The organism is Paenibacillus glufosinatiresistens (assembly GCF_031470375.1).
GTDB classification, from domain to species: Bacteria; Bacillota; Bacilli; order Paenibacillales; family Paenibacillaceae; genus Paenibacillus_AQ; species Paenibacillus_AQ glufosinatiresistens.
In genome coordinates, this window is the sequence record NZ_JAVFHT010000003.1 from 222565 (window position 1) to 242509 (window position 19945).

Genomic DNA, 19945 nt, shown 5'->3' on the forward strand with positions numbered 1-19945 from the left:
CCGCATCTCGTTGATTTCTCTCATGGACTTGCGGCGGACCGCGAAGTATACTGGTCCTCATATACGGGAAAGCATCCCTTCATTTCCGCCAAGGCGGAGAGAAGGGATGCTTTTTTTATGTGGAAAGAGAGGGGATGGGCGCGTGAAAGAGCAGACGTCCCTGCAGCCGGGCGACCGGCTGGGGGAGAGGTACCGGATCATCGGGAGGATCGGGCAAGGGGGAGCAGGTTATGTTTATCTGGCCGAAGACATGCGTCTGCCTGGAGCCCGGTGGGCTGTGAAGGAGATTGCAGACCCGCCGGGCGATGGAGCTGAGCAGGAGAGAAACCGGAGCCTGGCGGAGGAGGAGGCGCGGCTGCTGAGTGTGCTTAGGCATCCGCGGCTGCCGCGGATGGCGGATTGGATCCGGCCGCCGGGTGAAGGACGGGCCTATCTGGTTATGGAATATATCGAAGGGCTTACCCTGTCGGATTGGCTGAACGAGTGCGGAGGCTGCCTGCCCGGAGAAGAGATCGCCGAAATCGGCATGGAGCTGCTGGAGGTGCTGGATTATCTGCACCGGCAGCGTCCTCCGGTCATTTACCGGGATATCAAGCCTTCCAACCTGATGCTGACGCCGGACCGGGGAGTGATGCTGATCGACTTCGGGGCCGCGCGCAGCTTCAAGGCCGGGGCGGGGGACGATACGGTCAAGCTTGGAACGGTCGGTTTTGCAGCTCCCGAGCAGTACACCGGCGGGCAGACCGACGCCCGTTCCGATCTGTACGGACTCGGAGCCTTGCTGCTGTACCTGTCTACCGGCGGACAGTACAGCCAGTGGAGCGGCGGCATGGAGCGGCGGCTGGCGGGCCGTCTGCCTCAAGGCTGGATTCCGGTTCTGCGCCGGCTGCTGCGGCATCGGCCGGAGGACCGGTTCCAGAGCGCTGCGGAGGTGATGGCGGCGGCGGGCTCCCTGCGATCCCGGCCGTTTAGAGCAGCAGACCGTGAAGCCGGGCGGAAGGCTGCGGAGAGAATGGCAGGCGGCCATGCGGAAGCGGACAACATAAGAACATGCGCAGCAGAAGTCTCCGGCAGAAGGAGCCTCCGTTCCCTGCTTCGCGGCGATGCGGCCGGAGGAAATCCGGCCGGCGCCAATCCGTCCTGGATCAATCCGGCCGGAGGACGGACGGACAGCGCAGAAGGCCGCTTCTCCCGAGCGGAAGGCCAATCTTCAGGCGGCCGCCGGTCCCGGAAGGCGGCGGATGCAGCGCACGGTGAACCGCTGCGCATCGGTCTGCTCGGCGCCGCGCCCGGCATCGGCGTCACCCATGCATCGCTGGCGCTGGCCGCGCTTCTGTCGCGCCGGGGCCCGACGCTCTGGGTCGACGACCGCCCGGAGTCGGCCGTTCTGCGTGTCATCGCCGAGTGGGCGGCCGGCGATGACCTCCCGCTGCCGGAGCAGGCCGGGCCGGTGCCCGGCCCGGTGCGCCTCGGCGGCGTCGACTATGCCTGCCGCGGCGGGCACCGCGGCGGGCTGCCTCCGGACGACGGCTACGCCTTCACCGTCGTCGATCTGGGCTCGGCGCCCGGCGAAGCGGCGCCGGGGACGGAGGGCCGCATCGGTGAATGCGGCCTGCAAATCCTGCTCGCGCCGGCCGCCGACTGGCGGATCGGCGAGTCGCTGCGCTGGCTGCGGCGGCGGCTGGCGCCCGCCGGGACGCCCGGTGCGGGGCGGCAGGCTGTGGCGCTGCCGCTCGGCACCCCGCAGGCGGCGGCTCTCTTTCGCCGGGCGCTTGGGGTGCCCGTGCTGCCGCTGCCCTGTCAGAGCGATCCGTTCCGGCGGGGCGGCGAGCTGGAAGCCGCGCTGGCGCGCCTGCTTCGCCCGGCAATCGGCCGGGCATCGTGCCGCAGATCCGGAGAGTGGCAGCAGTCTTAGAGTGAAACTCGCCATACAAAAAGAGCGGCGGGGTATGGTAAAATTCCTTTTAATAAGCGGAAGAGAGGGGCTGGCGGTCATGGGCACAGAGCGGGAGATGGAAGCAGGAGCCGGACGGGGAGCGGAAGAAGCCCCGGTGAACAATCCGGACCCGAACGAGGGGCGGAACGGCCGGTATTCGCGGCAGATTCGCTTTGCTCCCTTTGGCGCGGAGGCCCAGAAGCGTCTGGGAGCGTCTTCGGTGCTGATTGTCGGAGCGGGGGCTCTCGGAGCCGGAATGGCCGAGACGCTCGCCAGAAGCGGAGCCGGAAGGCTTGTTCTTGTTGACCGGGACTATGTGGAATGGAGCAATCTTCAGCGTCAGCAGCTGTACACCGAAGCGGATGCAAGGAGCCGGACGCCCAAGGCGATAGCCGCGAAGCGGCGGTTGATGCAGCTGAACTCGGAGATCACGGTCGAGGCGCATGTCGCCGACGCCCGGATAGAGGAATTGGAAGAACTGCTGCCCGGCACAGATCTGATCCTGGATGCAACCGATAATTTCGATACCCGTCTCATTCTGAACGATTTGGCGCAAAAGTACCGGATTCCGTGGATTTACAGCGCCTGCGTCGGCAGCTATGGCATCACCTACACGGTGATTCCCGGGGAGACGCCCTGCCTGAATTGCCTGCTGGGAACGGTACCGCTCGGAGGGGATACCTGCGATACGGCGGGCATTCTTCCGCAAGCGGTGCAGCTTGTGGCGGCCCATGCGACAGGCGAAGCGCTCAAGCTGCTGGGCGGGCGGCGGGAGGCGCTGCGGAGCCAACTCCTGACCTTCGATATGTGGCGGAACGAGCATCAGGCCTTCGGGGTGTCTTCGGCGAGAAAAGCGTCCTGTCCCTCCTGCGGGGACAAGCGTTCCTACCCTTATCTGTCGGCAGGCGGCGTTGAGCGCAGCGAGGCGCTCTGCGGCCGCGACACGGTTCAGATCAGACCCGCCGTCCGCTCCTCCGTGCCGCTTGAAGAGACGGCGAACCGGCTGGCGCGGCTCGGGGCGGGCCGGGTCGAGCGCAATCCCTATCTCGTCACTTACACCGAGGGGGCTTGCCGGATCGTTATCTTCGCCGACGGCCGGGCGCTGGTTCACGGGACAAGCGATCCGGCCGTGGCGCGCAGTCTCTATCACCGCTATTTCGGCTGAGCCGCCGCAAGGGGCGCTAACAAAGAACGCTCCCTTGACGAATGCAAGGGAGTGCGGACAGAGCTTGTGCGTATGCTTCGCCTCTTCTTCGGGAATGCTACCGCCAAATACAGCCGTTCCCGGAGGAGCCGGGAACCAAAGAAGGCGAAGCGCACAAGAATGGACGAGGTGCTGGTATGGTACAGTGAGCGGGGCGAGGCTCCGCCCGGGGGGCTGCGGACAGCTTGCATTGAAGACGGATTCCGTCTCTTCCCGTGCGAAGACTTGAATGAATTCCGGCTCAAGCTCCAGAGCGGAGAAGCGGCGGTATTGGTCGTAGAGCTCGCCGATCCGGCAAGCTGGACGGCTTGGCCGCTCGTTGAAGAGTGGCGGGGCTCCGTCCGCTTCTTCCCGGTTCTGGTCCTTACGGAACGGACGGGTCCCGAGGCCGTGGTGCAGGCTCTGGAGGCGGGAGCCAACGACTGTATGGCGACGCCTGCCGACCTTGAGGAACTGCTGGCGCGGAGCCGCAATCTGATCCATCTGGTCTGGCGGAGAAGAGGCGGTGTCCCCCTGACGCTGGACGGGCTGCGCCTTGAACCGAAGCGGGGAAGAGCTTACCGGGACGGCATTGATCTGGAATTGACGCCGAAAGAGTTCGCTCTGCTGTATTATCTCGTGTCCAATGCCGGGGACACCTGCTCCCGGGGCGAAATTCTGCGGGAGGTATGGGGGTACGACTTTCACACCGCCACGAATGTGGTCGATGTCTATATCCGCCATGTCAGAGTCAAGGTGGACAAAGGGCGGCGGCGGAAGCTGATTCATACCGTCCGGGGTATCGGTTATGTAGTCCGGGCGCCGGAAGAGGCGCCGCAGACGTAAAGATCGGTTTTCAAAGGTCGAGGGCCGTATTAGAGAACGCGGCGCGCTTTGAGATAGGTCTTTTTCCAGTTGCCGGAATTCAGGTTCGAGACGGTAACGCCCGGCGAGCCGTAGGTATGCAGGATTTTGCCGCTGCCCATGTACACGGCGACGTGCGTTACGTTGCGTCCGTTGGCCCGGCTGCCGCTGGAGAAGAAGACGAGATCGCCGGCCTTCAGATTGGACTTGGATACAGCCCGTCCGGCCTTGGCTTGGTCGGCGGAAGTCCGGGGAAGCGTGACGCCGTACTTCTTGAAGATATATTTGGTGAACGACGAGCAGTCGAAATAGCGTGTAGTGGATGTTGCGGCTCCGAATTTATATGGGGTTCCCAAGAACGTTTTGCCTAAGTTGACGACCTTCTGGCCGGTGCTTGCAGTAGCGGCGGCTGCCGTCGGTGTGCTGACGCCGGAAGCGGCCACTGCCGTAAATCCCATAGCGGTGCACATTCCGATAATCAGAGCCTTGCGGATCAGATATTGCTTATTCATGCTGTAGTACCTCCAGTGATGATTGTCCGGGCTGCCCCGGCTGATTCGTAGTATAACAGGTCCGAAACAGCCTAATAATTGGATGGACTCTGTGAATCCGGCTCTCCGGGCGGGTTGGAAACGCTTTATTAAAATTCAATTAAAAGTTACAGAAAATTAATATTTACAAGGCCGGAAAAAGCAAAAAACCCCCGAAATCCCTTGAATATAAAGGATTTCCGGGGCGTGGAGTCGTGGGGCAATCCGGTTACAAACCTGTATTTATTAGAAGCTTGCGGGTTCAATCCCGGCTCTGTATAACCAGCAGGAGACCGCTTGTAATGGATACAGTCCCGGAAGCTCCGGTCAGCTTGTTGCTGACGCCCAGCGATTGGCCCAGACGGAGCGTGGCGTTCTCCAGCGGATACAGAAAGCCGCGCAGAGTGATGCCGGTGACTGCCGGAGTCAAGGGCAGCAGGGAGACATAGGTATATCCCTGGTCCTGAATTTCCGCATGGGAATTCAGGATAGTCACCAGGTTATTACGGTTAAGCAGCGAGCATGCAACCTGCCGGTCGGTCGCCCGGGTCATCATCTGGATGCTGGCCAGAGAGTGGTCCAGTCTCGAGCCGGTAACGCCGACCAGAAGAATCTCGGCGGGCTGCCGCTCCAGGGCAAGCTCCAGAGCCAGTTCGCTGTCGGTCAAATCCTTGTCGAAGGCGTCGCAGGCAATCAGACTGCCGCTGTTCTGGCGGATCCGTTCCAGATCCTCCGCCGATACCGAATCGAAGTCGCCGACAGCCGTATGCGGCGAAATTCCATGCTCGACCAGGAACAAAGCCCCTCTGTCCGCTCCGATTACAAAATCACCTTCCTTTAATACATCCACAAAGTCATCCGACAGCTCGCCGCCGCCGAAGATTACTACCCGTTGGGAAGACATGCCTGGTATTCCTCCTGTGTGCCAGTCAATGGCCGTCTAATTCCTCCACAGTATAGCCGAGAAGGACAGGTTGTACAATTCGGTGCAGAACGCTAGAATGAAGCTGTGTGCGCTCAAAAACCGGGTGCGGAAAGGACGTGGGAAGGATGCTGAACGTATTGTTTGTCTGCCTCGGCAATATCTGCCGCTCGCCCATGGCGGAGGCGGTGCTTCGTCACAAGATTAGAGAGAGCGGACTTGAAGCGGAAATTTCGGTGGATTCGGCCGGCACAGGGGACTGGCATACCGGCAAGCCGCCGCACGGCGGAACCCGGGAGCTGCTGGACCGCTATGGCATCAGCTATGCGGGGCTTGCGGCCAGAACCGTGCAGCCGGAGGATCTGGACCGGTTTGATTTTATCGTCTGCATGGACCGCTCGAACGAGGCGAATGTCCGCAAGCTGGCCGGCGGAAGCGGGGCGCGGATTATTGGACTGATGGACCTGCTGCCGGACGAAGCGCTCCGTGAAGTGCCGGACCCCTATTTCACCGGCAACTTCGATGAAGTTTACCGATTGGTAGATGCGGGCTGTGAAGCGTTGTTATTCCGGTTGAAAGAGGAAATCTCCGGGAAGCGGACGGCCGGGGAATAGACAAAAGAGGGCCGCAGCCCTCTCGCAAGAATAATGAAAGCGCCATCTTTCTCCTGACGCTCCGAAGTTTTTGCCAAATGTTCATAAATTCGGCGATCAAAAGCGTTTCAAGCGTTTAAGAAATAAAGGAGTGACTCTCGAAGCTCATTCTGCCAGAAACCCCAAAGGTGCTTGCCGTCCTTCTCCCGGTAATCGACGGTGGCCCCGCGTTCCAGGAGAAGATCCCGGGTGAGCCGGTTCATCTCGACAAAATCATAAAGGCCCGTGTCGGTCTGGTATTCGGTCTCTTGAAGTCCGACAACCATATTAAGGTTCAGACGTGACAGGTCGGTCTCGTCTTCGATCCATGCCCGGGTCTCGGGATAGAAGGCGCCCGAAAGGCTCAGGATGCGGGTGAACAGATGCGGATACCGCAGGGCGATATGCAGCGATACGCTGCCCCCAAGCGAGTCTCCGGCTATAATTCGCTCGTCCGGCGTCCGGCGGACAGGATAATTCTCTTCTATATAGGGAAGAATTTCTTCAGCGAAGCAAGCCAGGTAGGCATCGAAGCGGTCGCCAAAAGGAGCGTACTCCGCCGTTCTGGTTTTTACATTGACTTCCACCCCTACAATAATGAAGGGTTCCACGTCTTCTTCCAGAATAAGCTGACCCGCCAAGGTGGCGATTCGTCCGAAGTTGAAGAATTCCTCGCCGTCCTGACAGTAGACGACCGGATAGCTGAGCAGTTCATTATAGCCGGGCGGGAGGTAGATGCGGAGCTTGCGGTCTTCGCCGAGATGTCGGCTGTGAAGGGTATGTTTGGCAATTGTACGTTTCAGAAAAACAGGTTCGTTCATGGCGCTAACAACACCTTTCCTGTCGGTTTTTGCATTGACTCATGCAATAGGATACAATGATGGTTGTGGCAAAAATCATTTACTTGGGTTTTTCAGGGGTTAACTGTTATATGATTGCCAGACACCTGTAATACATACAAATTCGTTGAGAACATAAATTTTATGCGTATTTCTTTGACGAAATGAACGAAACAGGTGTATAATAATTCTATAACAGAGGCAGCTGATATTCAAATATTTTTGTTGAGGTGAAGATGATGAGTAAAGTTCCTTATGAAGTGTACACTGAGGACGTAGAAGCCCTTTCGGTACTTTCTCCGGAAGGAGAAGTCATCAATAAGGATAAAATGCCCGAGCTCAGCGATGAACAGCTGAAGCAGATCGCTTACCGCATGATTTTTACCCGCACATGGGACGACCGTGCCGTTAACCTTGGCCGCCAGGGCCGCCTCGGATTCTATGCTCCGGTCTCCGGACAGGAAGCGACGATGGTCGGAAGCGAATTTGCGCTGGAGAAGGGCGATTTCGTCGCACCGGGCTACCGCGATATTCCCCAGCTCGTCTGGCATGGACTTCCTCTGTATCAAGCATTCCTGTATTCCCGCGGACACCAACACGGCGGTGAGATTCCGGAAGGTGTGAATGTACTGCCGCCGCAGATTATCATCGGCGCCCAGATCCTGCACGCCATCGGCCTGGGAATGGGCTTTAAGTTGAAGAAAGAGAAGAATGTCGTTATCACTTATACCGGCGACGGCGGTTCTTCCGAAGGCGACTTCTATGAAGGTTTGAACTATGCGGGCCGCTTCAAGCTGCCGGTTATTTTCTTTGTGCAGAACAACGGCTATGCGATCACCACTCCTTTTGCGAAGCAGACGGCTGCCAAGTCGATTGCTCATAAAGCGGTTGCCGCCGGCATCACGGGCGTTAAGGTGGACGGCATGGACGTGTTCGCCGTTATCCGCGCCGTACAGGAAGCCGCAGAACGCGCCCGCAATGGCGAAGGCGCTACCTTGATCGAAGCGGTTACCTACCGTTTCCGTCCGCACTCCCTCTCCGATGATGCGAGCAAGTACCGGACGAAGGAAGAAGAAGGACAATGGAGCGAGAAGGACCCGATCGCGCGTGTAGTCAAGTATCTGGAAGCCAAGGGCCTCTGGAGCGACGAAGAGACGCAGCGCGTGAAGGACGAAGCGAAAGCGACCGTGAACGAAGAGATCAAGAAAGCGGAGAAGACCGAAAAAATGACGATTGCCGGCCTGCTCGACTCGATGTTTGAAAAGACACCGCAGCATCTCGAAGAGCAGAAAGCCGATTTTCAATAAGGGGGATGTCTCGCAATGGCACAAATGAACTTGAAAGAAGCGATCCGCGACGCGATGCGCGTCGAATTAAAGCGTGACCCGAACGTTCTGGTCTTCGGCGAAGACGTCGGCAATGTCGGCGGCGTGTTCCGCGCGACGGAAGGACTTCAGAAGGAATTCGGCGAAGACCGCGTATTCGATACGCCGCTTGCGGAATCCGCGATTGGCGGCCTGGCCGTCGGTCTGGGCATTCAGGGCTTCCGTCCGGTTGCCGAGATTCAGTTTGTCGGTTTTATCTTTGAAGCCTTGGACCAGATCGTGGTACAGGCTGCGCGTCTCCGGTACCGTACCGGCGGCAAATATAACGCTCCGATCGTATTCCGCACCCCGTTTGGCGGCGGCGTGAAGGCGGCCGAGCTGCATACCGACTCCCTGGAGGGCCTGATTGCGCAGAGCCCTGGCATCAAGGTTGTCGTTCCTTCCAATCCGTATGACGCCAAGGGTCTGATGATTGCCGCCATCCGCGATAACGACCCGGTCTTCTTCATGGAACACCTGAATCTCTACCATGCTTTCCGCGCCGAAGTGCCGGAAGAAGACTATGTTGTAGAGATCGGCAAAGCCAATGTCGTTCGCGAAGGCAGCGACGTGACCATCATTGCCTACGGTCTGATGGTTCATACCGCAACCAAAGCCGCCGATGAGCTGGCCAAAGAAGGCATCAGCGCCGAAATTATCGACCTGCGCACGATCAGCCCGATCGACATCGACACCATCGTGGCTTCGATCAAGAAGACGAACCGTGCCGTAATGGTTCAGGAAGCGCAGAAGAGCGCCGGCGTTGCCGCCGAAGTGATTGCCCAGATCAACGAGAAGGCGCTGCTGCACCTCGAAGCTCCTGTGCTGCGCGTAACCGCGCCCGATACGGTGTATGCCTTTGCCCAGATCGAGGATGCCTGGCTTCCGAGTCCCGCCCGCGTCGTTGCAGGCGTGAAGAAAGTGCTGGAATTTTAATTATCCGTACTACCATTTATATAGAGGAGGTTGTCGAACGTGGCAAAATATAATTACCCGTTCCCGGAACTGGGCGAAGGCCTGCATGAAGGCGAAATTATTAAAGTGCTCATTAAAGCCGGCGACAAAGTAACAGACGAAGATATCATCATGGAAGTGCAGAATGACAAGGCAGTGGTGGAAGTTCCCTGCCCGGTCAACGGTACGGTGCTGGAAGTATTGGCGAAGGACGGAGACGTGTTCCATGTCGGCCAGACCGTAGCGGTTATCGACGCGGAAGGCGATCTGCCGGAAGGCGCGGAAGCGCCTGCCGAAGATCAGGCTCACGGCGCCCAGGAAGCGGATTCCTCCAAGGGCAACGTGGATACGACTTCTTCCCCGGCCGCTTCGAGTCCTTCGGATGCCAAAGCCGGCGAAGCTGGCGGCGCATCGGTACCGGCTCCGGACCATGATGTGCTGGCTACGCCAAGCGTGCGCAAGTTCGCCCGCGACAACAGCGTGGACATTTCCAAAGTGAACGGAACCGGCAAGGGCGGCAAGATCACCCGCGAGGATGTTGAAGCCTTCATGAACGGCGGGCAGACCTCCGCAGCACCGGCCGCATCCAGCGCGCCTGCAGCCGAGAAGTCTTCCGCTCCGGCCGCTTCTGCAGCTTCCTCTGCTTCCGGCAACGTCAGCCAGGAAGAAGAGCGCGTGCCGTTCAAGGGCATTCGCAAGGCGATCTCGAACGCCATGGTCAAGTCGGCGTACACCGCTCCTCATGTTACGATCATGGACGAGGTGGACGTTACCGAACTGGTGGCCTTCCGTTCCCGCATGAAACCGACTGCCGAGAAGAAGGGCATCAAGGTCACTTACCTGCCGTTCATCGTTAAGGCGTTGGTAGCCGCTTCCCGTCAATTCCCGGCCCTGAACGCCATGATCGACGAAGAAGCCAACGAAATTGTCTACAAGAAGTACTACAACATCGGTATCGCAACGGATACGGACAACGGTCTGATTGTACCGGTTATCAAAGATGCGGACCGCAAGAGCATCTGGATGATCGCCCAGGCGATCAGCGACCTTGCAGCCAGAGGCCGCGAAGGCAAGCTGTCTCCGAACGAAATGAAGGGCAGCACCATTTCCATCACGAACATCGGTTCCGCCGGGGGCATGTTCTTCACGCCGATCATCAACTACCCGGAAGTGGCCATCCTCGGAACAGGCCGCATCAGCGAGAAGGCAGTTGTCAAGAACGGCGAGATCGTAGCCGCTCCGGTTATGGCGCTGTCGCTGAGCTTTGACCATCGCCTTATCGACGGCGCTACGGCGCAGAACTTTATGAACTACATTAAATCGCTGCTCGCTAACCCTGAGCTGCTGGTTATGGAGGTGTAATCATATGGTAGTGGGAGACGCTTCACTCGATATTGATACATTGGTGATCGGTGCCGGACCTGGCGGATATGTTGCCGCCATTCGCGCCGCACAGCTGGGACAGAAAGTTCTGATCGTAGACAAATCCGAAGTCGGCGGCGTGTGTCTTAACCGCGGCTGTATCCCTTCCAAAGCGCTGATCTCGGCGGCTCATCAATATGAGTCCGCCCAGCACGGCGAAGCGTTCGGCATTTCGGCCGAGAACGTGAAGGTGGATTTTGCCAAGACGCAGGAATTCAAGCAGGGCGTTGTCAAGAAGCTGACCGGCGGCGTTGCCGGCCTGCTGAAGGGCAACAAGGTTGAAATCTTCAACGGTGAGTGCATGTTCATCAGCACAACGGAAGCCCGGGTATTCAACGATCACGAATCCCCGCGCTACCGCTTCAAGAACTGCATCATCGCTACGGGCTCCCGCCCGATCGAGCTGAAGCCGTTCCCGTTCGGCGGACGTATCCTCTCCTCGACGGAAGCTCTGGATCTGCCGGAAATTCCAAAGAGCATGATCGTAATCGGCGGCGGCTACATCGGCGCCGAGCTCGGCCAGATGTACTCCAAGTTCGGCACGAAAGTGACGATCATTGAAGGCATGGATACCGTGCTGCCGGGCTTTGACAAGGATATGACCCGTCTGGTTGCCAAGAACATGGCGAAGACAGGCATCGAGATCGTAACGAATGCGAAGGCCGAGAGCGCTACGCAGACCGATAAGGACGTTACCGTGAAATATTCGGTTGGCGGAGAATCCAAGGAAGTTACAGCCGAATACCTGCTGGTAACCGTAGGCCGCCGTCCGAACACCGATGGCGAGCTGGGCCTCGACCTTATCGGCGTAGAGCTGGACGAACGCGGTCTGATCAAGGTTGATCATCAGGGACGCACCAACATCCCGCACATCTTTGCTATCGGCGACGTAGTGCCGGGTCTAGCTCTGGCTCACAAAGCTTCTTATGAAGGCAAGATCGCAGCCGAAGCGATCTCCGGACATAAATCCGTTGTGGACTACAAGGTTATTCCTGCCGTTGTCTTCACGGATCCGGAATGCTCCAGCGTCGGTCTGACCGAGAAGGAAGCCAAGGAGAAAGGCTACAAAGTGAAGTCCGGCAAGTTCCCGTTCGCGGGCAACGGCCGCGCCTTGTCGCTGAACAGCCCTGACGGCTTCATTAAGATTGTCGCGAATGCAGACAACAACCTCGTGCTGGGCGCGCAGATTGTCGGTCTGGAAGCCTCTAACCTCATCGCCGAGCTGGGCCTGGCGATTGAGATGGGCGCTACTCTGGAAGACATCTCGCTGACGATTCATGCCCACCCGACACTGGGCGAAATCGTGATGGAAGCTGCCGAACTGGTAGAAGGCCATCCGATTCATGTCCTGAAATAATCTGACTGGCACAGCGGGCCCCGGGGGCCGCTTGCGGCCTGCAGGGAAAGAGCGAAGCGCCTGAAGAGGCGGCTTCGCTCTTTTTGCAAGAAGGAGAAGCTGCAAGAGGCTCTGCGTCCGGCTCCAAAAGGCGGAAGTTATTGTGGCAATTGTTCGCAGGAAGTTACAAGGCGCGTCCGGTCATGGTAAACTAGGATGAACCATATACAGAGAGAGGGGTGCTGCAAGTGCGCAAGTATCTGGATTTACTCCAGGATATTCTGGATTACGGCACAGAGAAGAGCGACCGCACCGGAACCGGAACGGTATCCGTCTTCGGACGGCAGCTTCGGTTCGATCTGTCGGAGGGATTCCCGCTGCTGACGACGAAGCGAATCCATCTGAAGTCGGTGATCCACGAGCTGCTCTGGTTCCTGAGCGGAGACACGAACATCCGGTACCTGAAGGAGAACGGGGTCACCATCTGGGACGAGTGGGCGGACGAAGAGGGCAACCTCGGCCCCGTATACGGCTCGCAGTGGCGGACTTGGGAGAGCGCCGACGGACGACGGATTGACCAGATCACCGAAGTGATCGAGGGGATTAAGCGGAATCCCGATTCGCGCCGGCATCTGGTCAGCGCCTGGAACGTAGGCGAGATCGAACAGATGAAGCTGCCGCCGTGCCATTATGCGTTTCAGTTCTACGTGGCGGACGGGAAGCTGTCGTGCCTGCTGAATATGCGGTCGGTGGATACGTTTCTCGGCCTCCCGTTCAATATTGCCAGCTATGCGCTGCTGACGCATATGGTTGCCCAGCAGACGGACCTGGAGCCGGGAGAATTTATCTGGTCAGGCGGCGATGTGCACATTTATACAAATCATCTGGAGCAGGTTCGTACACAGCTGGCCCGCGAGCCTTACGAACTGCCGCAGCTCCATATCCGGCGGAAGCCGGACAGTATCTTTGATTACGAATACGAAGACTTCGAGTTTCTCAATTACCGGCATCACCCGGCCATCAAGGCGCCGGTGGCGATCTAGCCGCCCGACAGGCGTCCGGCCGGATTCGGGACTGGAGGGATGAATATGGAGACGACGCTGATTTGGGCGATGGACCGAAACGGTCTCATCGGACGGGAGAACGGAATGCCTTGGAGCATTCCCCGGGATTTCGCTTTTTTCAAGGAACGGACAATGGGCAAGACGATGCTGATGGGCCGCAAAACCTGGGAATCGCTCGGAAGCCGGCCCCTGCCGGGCCGCCGCTCGATTATATTGACCCGGGACCCGGACTACCGGGCGGAGGGAGCCCAGGTGGCTGCAAGCACCGAAGAAGCGCTGAAGCTCGCCAAGGGATCGGATGAACTGATGGTCATTGGCGGAGCGGAGATCTACCGCTTAACCCTGCCGTACGCTGACCGGCTCGTCGTCACCCGCATCGACCATGAGTTCGAAGGGGATACGTATTTCCCGGAAGTGGACTGGAGCGAGTGGAAGGAAGTCTCCTCGGAGCAGGGAATTCGGGATGAGAAGAATCCGTATGATTACCGTTTTATGGTGTATGAACGTTCGGAGTAAGCGTTTTAACCATAAACGATATTAATCACCACTGATAGCTTTTTTTGCTGACATGACATGTTAAATAGTGCAAACAATGTGCAGAAAAGTCCATGCAGCTAAGGTGGTGCGAATGCTACTATAATTAAAATTAGTATTGTACAAATTAGAAATGTACGGATTTGGCAGCTACAGCTATAAGAAGAGAACGGATGGGGGATACAAGCAGATGTCTACACCTACGGGGTTTATGGAGTACAAGCGGCAGCTCCCGGCCGACCGCGATCCGCAGCAGCGCGTTAAAGATTGGGAAGAATTCCACCTTCATCTGTCCGAGGAGGAGCTGCGCACGCAGGGCGCACGCTGTATGGACTGCGGCACGCCTTATTGTCATACGGGGATCGACATGGCGGGCGGCACGTCGGGCTGTCCGGTGCACAATCTGATTCCGGAATGGAACAACCTGGTCTACCGGGGCCTGTGGAAGGAAGCGCTGGAACGCCTCCACAAAACCAATAACTTCCCGGAATTCACCGGGAGCATCTGCCCTGCACCGTGCGAGGGTTCCTGTACCGTCGGCCTGATCGGCCAGCCGGTGACGATCAAGACGATCGAGCTGGCGATTATCGACAAAGGTTTTGAGGAAGGCTGGGTCGTTCCGCAGCCGCCCGAGAAGCGTACCGGCAAAAAGGTTGCAGTCGTCGGCTCCGGCCCTGCCGGCCTCGCCGCCGCCGCTCAGCTCAACAAGGCTGGTCATACCGTGACCGTCTACGAACGGGCCGACCGCATCGGCGGTCTGCTGACCTACGGCATCCCAACCATGAAGCTCGACAAGCGCGTCGTGCAGCGCCGGGTCGATCTGCTCGCGGCGGAGGGTGTGAACTTTGTCGTGAATACCGAGATCGGGAAGGACATTCCTGCCCAGCAGCTTGTAGACGAATACGACGCCGTCGTTCTGTGCGGCGGCGCGACCAAGGCCCGCCGCTTCACGGCTGAAGGAAGCGATTTGAACGGGGTCATGTATGCAATGGATTATCTGAACGGTACAATCCGCAGTTATCTGGACTCGGGTCTTGAGGACGGCAACTATGTGTCTGCGGAAGGCAAGGATGTCATTGTGCTCGGCGGCGGGGATACCGGCTCCGACTGCGTGGCAACGGCCCTCCGTCACGGCTGCAAGAGCATCACGCAGTTCGGCACGCATGAGAAGGCGCCGCTGACGCGCGATACGGTCGCCAATCCGTGGCCGCAGTTCCCGAATGTCTACCGTCTCGATTACGCCCAGGAGGAAGCCAAGGCGGTCTTCGGCGAAGACCCGCGCGAGTTCTCCATCATGACGACCAAGTTCGTCGGCGATGAGAACGGCAATCTGAAAGAGCTGCATACGGTCAACATTCGCCGGACGGTCGACGAGAACGGCCGGAAGATCTATGAGCCGATTCCGGGAACGGAAGCCGTCTATCCGGCTCAGCTGGCCCTGGTTGCGATCGGCTTCGACGGACCGGAGCAGGAACTGATCCGGGAGCTGAAGCTGGAGACGGACCGCCGGACGAACGTCAAGGCCCGCTACGGCAAGTTTGCCACGAATGTGGACAAAGTATTCGCGGCCGGCGACATGCGGCGCGGCCAGAGTCTGGTGGTATGGGCCATCAACGAGGGACGCGAGGCCGCCCGTGAAGTAGACAAGTATTTGATGGGTTCTACCGTGCTGGTCTAGTCCGAACTTCTGTGATCCGCCTAATCCCATGCAATTTTAGCGTCCGCGGCCGAAAGGCCGCGGTTTTTTGCGTCGGGCAAGGCTGCTTAAGCCAGCAGTCTGCTGCTGCCCTGCGGCCCTGCCGGGTTGACGAATCCGGACAGATCGGGTACAGTAGTCTAAATTCATGAGCTGACACAGCGTTGACCAAGGAACGCCTTTCGTCCAGCGTCCGTACAGAAAGGGAATCCACCGGCTGAGAGATTCCCCATGGGCAGACGGAAGGTTCCCCCGCCTTGCGAGCTGCGGCGGGAATTAACCGCCGCCGTCCTGCCGGACGTTATCCGGCTGAAGGATCGTTTCCGGCGCGCTAAGCAAGGCCCGCACCGAATCGGTTGAATTAGGGTGGTACCACGGCACATTCGTCCCTGACGAATGTGCCTTTTTGCGTTCCCATTCCCTCCCCAGAAAGGTGGATTTCCATGAAACAGAGCCAAATGCTGATCCGCACCCTCCGCGAGCAGCCGGCCGAGGCCGATACGAAGGGCCATGCCCTGCTGCTGCGGGCAGGCTATATCCGGCAATTGGCAGCCGGCGTCTACTCCTATCTGCCGCTTGCCCAGCGCGTGCTGTCACGGATCGAGCGGATTATCCGGGAAGAGATGGAGGCCGCAGGTGCAGCCGAGCTGCGTCTGCCTTCGCTTCATCCCGCAGAGCTCCTGCGGGAATCGGGCCGATACGAGCTGTACGGCCGGGATCTCATGCTGCTGGAAGACCGGCACGGCCGCGAATTTGCACTCGGTCCGACCCATGAAGAGGTCGTTACTGCACTGGTCGGCAGCGAAGTCTCCAGCTACCGTCAGCTTCCGGTCAGCGTGTATCAGATCGGAACGAAGTTCCGCGATGAGCGCCGTCCCCGGTTCGGTCTGCTGCGGGGACGCGAATTTCTGATGAAGGATGCGTATTCATTCGGCCGCTCGGAACAGGAACTGGACGCTGCGTATCAGAGCATGTTCGAGGCGTACCACCGCATCTTTACGCGGTGCGGCCTGAATTTCCGGGCGGCAGAAGCCGACTCGGGCGCAATCGGAGGCAGCGGCAGCCATGAGTTCATGGCCTTGGCCGCCATCGGAGAGGACGATATCGCCGTCTGCAGCTGCTGCGGCTATGCGGCCAACGTAGAGCGGGCAGAGACCCGGTCTCTGAAGAATGACCGCCGGACGGACGGGGAAGCGGCCGCCTCCGGTGTTGCGGGAGCAGGCTCAAAGGAAGCTCCAAAGGCCGCTCCGAAGGCCGCTCCCGAGCGCTTTGCAACCTCGGGCATCCGCACGGTGGAGGAGCTGCAGGATGCCTGCGGTCTGCGGGCGGAGGACGTCCTGAAGACGCTGATCTACGCAGCGGACGGCCAGGTGATCGCGGTGCTGGTCCGCGGCGATCATGAGGTGAACGAGCTTAAAGTGAAGGCGTTCCTGAAGGCCGACACGATTGAGCTTGCGGATGAAGAGACGGTCCTGGCCGCAGCGGGAACCCGTCCGGGCTTCGTCGGTCCGGTCGGCCTGTCGCTGCCGCTCCTTGCGGACCATGCGGCGATGGCGATGGCGGAAGCGGTAGCCGGGGCGGGCGCTCCGGATGAACACTGGCGGCATGTCGTGCCGGGACGGGACTTCCGCGCCGACCATACCGGCGACTTCCGCTTGATCCGGGCCGGAGACGCCTGCCCGCGCTGCGAATCGGGATCTGTCGACCTGGTGAAGGGCATCGAAATCGGGCATGTATTCAAGCTCGGCACCCGGTACAGCGGAAGACTACGCGCAACCTTCCGGGATGAGCGCGGTCAAGAACAGCCGCTGATTATGGGCTGCTACGGCATCGGCGTATCCCGGCTGCTGGCAGCCGTGGCCGAGCAGAGCGCCAGGGAAGACGGGCTGTGCTGGCCTCCGTCCCTGGCCCCGTTCACGGTCCATCTGATTCCGGTTGCGGCTCAGGACGGGGTTCAGATGGAGCTTGCCCGCCGGCTGTACGAGACGCTTCGCTCGCAGGGAATGGAAGTGCTGCTGGACGACCGGGAAGAGCGGCCTGGCGTGAAGTTCAAGGATGCCGAACTGATCGGCATTCCCTGGACGCTCATTGTAGGCCGGGGGGCGGCAGAGGGCAGGGTGGAGCTGCGCAGCCGGTCCGTGGGGACGGGCAGAGAGCTTGCGGCGGAGGAAGCGCTGGCGGAAATTATGCAGCCCGGCCCGGACTTAATGCTATAATAGAATTTCAGGGTTGGGACTGAGCTGAAATTTGAACGAAGCGGAGCGAGGGTACTTGAAGACACTGATCATTGCGGAGAAACCCGATATGGGACGGAATATTGCGGCTGCGATCGACCCCAAGGCCCGTAATTTCCGGACCTATCTGGAAGGAGATGAATATATCATCACCTGGGCGATCGGCCATCTTGTCGAGCTGGCAGAGCCCGATCTGTACGATCCCAAGTACAAGAAGTGGAACATCGGCGACCTGCCGATTATTCCCGCCGAATTCAAGCTGGTGGCGAACCGGAGAACGGCCGATCAGCTGAAGGTCATTCAGGAGCTGGCGCAGCGCAGCTCGCTTCTGATTAATTCCTGCGACGCCGGACGGGAGGGACAGCACATTTTCTCCCTCATTCAGCGGCATTTGAAGCTGACCCAGCCGGTGAAGCGGCTGTGGATTTCGGACTTGACGCCCGAGACGATACGCCGAGGGTTTCAGGAGCTGAAGGACGGCGCGGAATACGACAATCTGACCAGAGCGGCCCGGGCCCGCAGCGAAGCGGACTGGCTGATCGGCATGAACGGTTCGCGGGCGTTCACGACCCGGCATAATGTGCTGCTGTCGGTCGGACGGGTGCAGACGCCGGTGCTGGCTCTTATCTATGACCGCCAGAAGACGATCGAGGCGTTCTCTTCGCTGAAGTATTTTGAGGTGGAGGGCCAATTCAGGCAGTCGGAGCTGTCCTACCGGGGAATGTGGCAGGGCGAACGCATGACGGACCGGGCCAAGGCGGAAGCGATTGCGAACAAGGTCAAAGGGAAGCCGGGCCGGCTTGCCTCTTATGAGGTGAAGGAGACGAAGGAGTATCCCAACAAGCTGTACGACCTGACGCTTCTGCAGCGGGAGGCGAACGGCAAATTCGGATTCTCGGCCAAAAAAACGCTCGATCTTGCCCAGGCGCTCTACGAGAAGCACAAGGTCATTTCCTATCCGCGGACGAATTCCAACTACGTCACCGAGCAGAACATTCCGGAGATGCACAAGACGCTGTCTTCCCTTCAGGGCACGGCTTATGATACCTGGGTCCAGGGCGCGAACCGCAGTCTGGTTCACAAAGGGAACAAGTTCGTCTGCAATCCGGCGAAGGTAGAGGATCACCATGCGATCCTGCCGACCTACCGGAAGGCGAACGGTCTGAATCCCGACGAGGGCAAGCTGTACGACCTGATCGTAAAACGATTCCTGTCCCAGTTCTATCCCGCTGCCGAATATAAGCAGCACGCGGTTCTGACCGAAGTCGAGGGAGAGACGTTCAAGACGAACGTCAAAGAGCTGCTCAGCCTCGGCTGGAAGGCGCTGTATGCCGGCGAGGGCCCGGCAAAGCCGTCCCGGGGGAACAAGAAGGGCAAGGAAGAGGAGGAACCGGAGGAGATCGAGGTCAGCGAGCCGTTCTCTGTCGACCGGAACGCTCCGGCGGACTGCCGGGATGCGTCCGTCAAGGAGAAAGAGACGCAGCCGCCGAAGGCGTTCACCGAAGGGACGCTGCTGAAGGCGATGGAGAGCGCGGGCAAGCAGATTGAGGACGAAGAGCTGAGGGACGCCATGAAGGACTCGGGTCTGGGCACACCGGCGACGCGGGCGGCGACGATCGAGCGGCTGAAGAAGGTCGGCTATATCGATATGCAGGGCAAAAAAATTGTCCTGACGCCGAAAGGCCGCACGGCCGTCGAGCTGGTCCGGGAAGCCGGCGTGGAGCTGCTGACTTCGCCCGAGATGACCGGGCAGTGGGAACGCCGGCTGAACGAGATTGCCCGCGGAACGGCTTCGGACGAGACGTTCATGGCGAACGTGAAGCGGTTCGCCGCCATGATCGTCGAGAAGGTCCGGGCGCAGTCGCGGGCGGACCGGACCGCCTTTGAAGGCGGCGGTCCCAAGGAGACGGGAGCGGCCCGCGCATCGGGCCGCGGCCGCTCCGGCGCCGGGTCAGGCGCCGCCGGAGGCAGCGCGCGCGGCCAAGGCGCCGCGGCCCCTGCGATTCCCGCAGCGCGCAGCGCTTCTGCGGGGACGCGGCGGACCGGCGCCCGCGCGGCCGGCGCTGCGGCGGACGCAGGCAATCCGGCCCGCAAGGCCGCACCGGCAGCGGCGGGGGAGCAGGGGCCGAAGATCGTCGGCCCCTGCCCGCGGCCGGGCTGCGGCGGCCACATCTTCATGGGCCGCAAAGGCTACGGCTGCTCCCGCTACCGGGAAGGCTGCCGGTTCGTCATCTGGCAGGAGCAGGAGGAATTTGGCCGGAAGCTGACCGAGTCCCAGGTGAAGGCGCTGCTGGAGAAAGGGCGCACGGCCAAGCTGAAGCTGACAGGGCCGGACGGTTCACCGGCGGAGGGGAGACTGGCGCTGGCCGACCTGCAGACCGGAGGGCTGAAGCTGGAGCGGTTGTAGAACTCGGAGCAGCGGGAACGACGCCCGG

The 19945-nt window shown here is 59.7% G+C and carries 16 protein-coding genes; 13 read left to right on the plus strand and 3 right to left on the minus strand.

What is annotated here, in order from left to right:
• Nucleotides 1–142: 142 nt before the first annotated feature.
• From RBI05_RS06010 to RBI05_RS06020, 3 genes are all read left to right on the plus strand, one after another.
• Nucleotides 143–1915: a serine/threonine-protein kinase gene (locus tag RBI05_RS06010; RefSeq protein WP_310550418.1), complete on the plus strand. Its 1773-nt coding sequence runs from the start codon at nucleotides 143–145 to the stop codon at nucleotides 1913–1915.
• A gap of 34 nt (nucleotides 1916–1949) precedes the next feature.
• On the plus strand, nucleotides 1950–3101 hold the full coding sequence (locus RBI05_RS06015; protein WP_310550419.1) for a ThiF family adenylyltransferase: 1152 nt from the start codon (nucleotides 1950–1952) through the stop codon (nucleotides 3099–3101).
• Nucleotides 3102–3260: 159 nt separating this feature from the next.
• The gene (locus tag RBI05_RS06020) at nucleotides 3261–3965 is read left to right on the plus strand and encodes a winged helix-turn-helix domain-containing protein (RefSeq protein WP_191089493.1); all 705 of its coding nucleotides are present in this window, start codon (nucleotides 3261–3263) and stop codon (nucleotides 3963–3965) included.
• Nucleotides 3966–3994: 29 nt separating this feature from the next.
• On the opposite strand, the gene RBI05_RS06025 is transcribed toward RBI05_RS06020, so the two are convergent.
• On the minus strand, nucleotides 3995–4495 hold the full coding sequence (locus tag RBI05_RS06025; RefSeq protein ID WP_150457351.1) for a C40 family peptidase: 501 nt from the start codon (nucleotides 4493–4495) through the stop codon (nucleotides 3995–3997).
• A gap of 280 nt (nucleotides 4496–4775) precedes the next feature.
• Nucleotides 4776–5417 (minus strand): thiamine diphosphokinase, encoded by a 642-nt coding sequence (locus RBI05_RS06030; protein ID WP_310550420.1) that lies wholly within the window; start codon nucleotides 5415–5417, stop codon nucleotides 4776–4778.
• A gap of 146 nt (nucleotides 5418–5563) precedes the next feature.
• Here RBI05_RS06030 and RBI05_RS06035 point away from each other — a divergent pair, with 146 nt between their 5' ends.
• Nucleotides 5564–6049: a low molecular weight protein-tyrosine-phosphatase gene (locus RBI05_RS06035; RefSeq protein WP_310550421.1), complete on the plus strand. Its 486-nt coding sequence runs from the start codon at nucleotides 5564–5566 to the stop codon at nucleotides 6047–6049.
• Nucleotides 6050–6156: 107 nt separating this feature from the next.
• Here RBI05_RS06035 and RBI05_RS06040 read toward each other — a convergent pair whose 3' ends face one another.
• Entirely contained in the window at nucleotides 6157–6888 is a 732-nt protein-coding gene (locus RBI05_RS06040; RefSeq protein WP_310550422.1) for an alpha/beta hydrolase, read from the minus strand.
• Nucleotides 6889–7145: 257 nt separating this feature from the next.
• On the opposite strand from RBI05_RS06040, the gene pdhA reads away from it, so the two are divergent.
• The 9 genes from pdhA to RBI05_RS06085 all read left to right on the plus strand — a co-directional run bounded on the left by pdhA (nucleotide 7146) and on the right by RBI05_RS06085 (nucleotide 19917).
• A complete protein-coding gene (gene pdhA, locus RBI05_RS06045) occupies nucleotides 7146–8213 on the plus strand; it encodes a pyruvate dehydrogenase (acetyl-transferring) E1 component subunit alpha (RefSeq protein ID WP_150457355.1) in 1068 nt (355 codons plus the stop codon).
• A 15-nt stretch (nucleotides 8214–8228) separates the two neighbouring features.
• Nucleotides 8229–9206 (plus strand): alpha-ketoacid dehydrogenase subunit beta, encoded by a 978-nt coding sequence (locus RBI05_RS06050; protein WP_150457356.1) that lies wholly within the window; start codon nucleotides 8229–8231, stop codon nucleotides 9204–9206.
• Between the two features lie 39 nt (nucleotides 9207–9245).
• Entirely contained in the window at nucleotides 9246–10586 is a 1341-nt protein-coding gene (locus tag RBI05_RS06055; RefSeq protein ID WP_310550423.1) for a dihydrolipoamide acetyltransferase family protein, read from the plus strand.
• 4 nt (nucleotides 10587–10590) lie between these two features.
• Nucleotides 10591–12003: a dihydrolipoyl dehydrogenase gene (lpdA, locus tag RBI05_RS06060; protein WP_150457358.1), complete on the plus strand. Its 1413-nt coding sequence runs from the start codon at nucleotides 10591–10593 to the stop codon at nucleotides 12001–12003.
• A 227-nt stretch (nucleotides 12004–12230) separates the two neighbouring features.
• Nucleotides 12231–13025, plus strand: coding sequence for a thymidylate synthase (locus RBI05_RS06065; protein ID WP_310550424.1), 795 nt, complete (start codon nucleotides 12231–12233; stop codon nucleotides 13023–13025).
• Nucleotides 13026–13070: 45 nt separating this feature from the next.
• Nucleotides 13071–13562 carry a dihydrofolate reductase gene (locus RBI05_RS06070; RefSeq protein WP_150457360.1) on the plus strand — a complete coding sequence of 164 codons (492 nt, stop codon included), beginning with the start codon at nucleotides 13071–13073 and terminating at the stop codon, nucleotides 13560–13562.
• A gap of 208 nt (nucleotides 13563–13770) precedes the next feature.
• Nucleotides 13771–15258 carry a glutamate synthase subunit beta gene (locus RBI05_RS06075; protein WP_310550425.1) on the plus strand — a complete coding sequence of 496 codons (1488 nt, stop codon included), beginning with the start codon at nucleotides 13771–13773 and terminating at the stop codon, nucleotides 15256–15258.
• A gap of 461 nt (nucleotides 15259–15719) precedes the next feature.
• Entirely contained in the window at nucleotides 15720–17492 is a 1773-nt protein-coding gene (locus tag RBI05_RS06080) for a proline--tRNA ligase (RefSeq protein ID WP_310550426.1), read from the plus strand.
• A 55-nt stretch (nucleotides 17493–17547) separates the two neighbouring features.
• Nucleotides 17548–19917, plus strand: a complete 2370-nt coding sequence (locus RBI05_RS06085; protein WP_310550427.1) for a type IA DNA topoisomerase — start codon at nucleotides 17548–17550, stop codon at nucleotides 19915–19917.
• Nucleotides 19918–19945 lie beyond the last annotated feature (28 nt).

Coding starts and splice junctions, on each gene's coding strand:
- RBI05_RS06040 (WP_310550422.1), bottom strand. CDS start 6,888: ATGAACGAACCTGTTTTTCTGAAACGTACAATTGCCAAACATACCCTT.
- RBI05_RS06015 (WP_310550419.1), top strand. CDS start 1,950: ATGGTAAAATTCCTTTTAATAAGCGGAAGAGAGGGGCTGGCGGTCATG.
- RBI05_RS06025 (WP_150457351.1), bottom strand. CDS start 4,495: ATGAATAAGCAATATCTGATCCGCAAGGCTCTGATTATCGGAATGTGC.
- lpdA (WP_150457358.1), top strand. CDS start 10,591: ATGGTAGTGGGAGACGCTTCACTCGATATTGATACATTGGTGATCGGT.
- RBI05_RS06070 (WP_150457360.1), top strand. CDS start 13,071: ATGGAGACGACGCTGATTTGGGCGATGGACCGAAACGGTCTCATCGGA.
- RBI05_RS06020 (WP_191089493.1), top strand. CDS start 3,261: ATGGACGAGGTGCTGGTATGGTACAGTGAGCGGGGCGAGGCTCCGCCC.
- RBI05_RS06075 (WP_310550425.1), top strand. CDS start 13,771: ATGTCTACACCTACGGGGTTTATGGAGTACAAGCGGCAGCTCCCGGCC.
- RBI05_RS06050 (WP_150457356.1), top strand. CDS start 8,229: ATGGCACAAATGAACTTGAAAGAAGCGATCCGCGACGCGATGCGCGTC.
- RBI05_RS06035 (WP_310550421.1), top strand. CDS start 5,564: ATGCTGAACGTATTGTTTGTCTGCCTCGGCAATATCTGCCGCTCGCCC.
- RBI05_RS06080 (WP_310550426.1), top strand. CDS start 15,720: ATGAAACAGAGCCAAATGCTGATCCGCACCCTCCGCGAGCAGCCGGCC.
- RBI05_RS06030 (WP_310550420.1), bottom strand. CDS start 5,417: ATGTCTTCCCAACGGGTAGTAATCTTCGGCGGCGGCGAGCTGTCGGAT.
- pdhA (WP_150457355.1), top strand. CDS start 7,146: ATGAGTAAAGTTCCTTATGAAGTGTACACTGAGGACGTAGAAGCCCTT.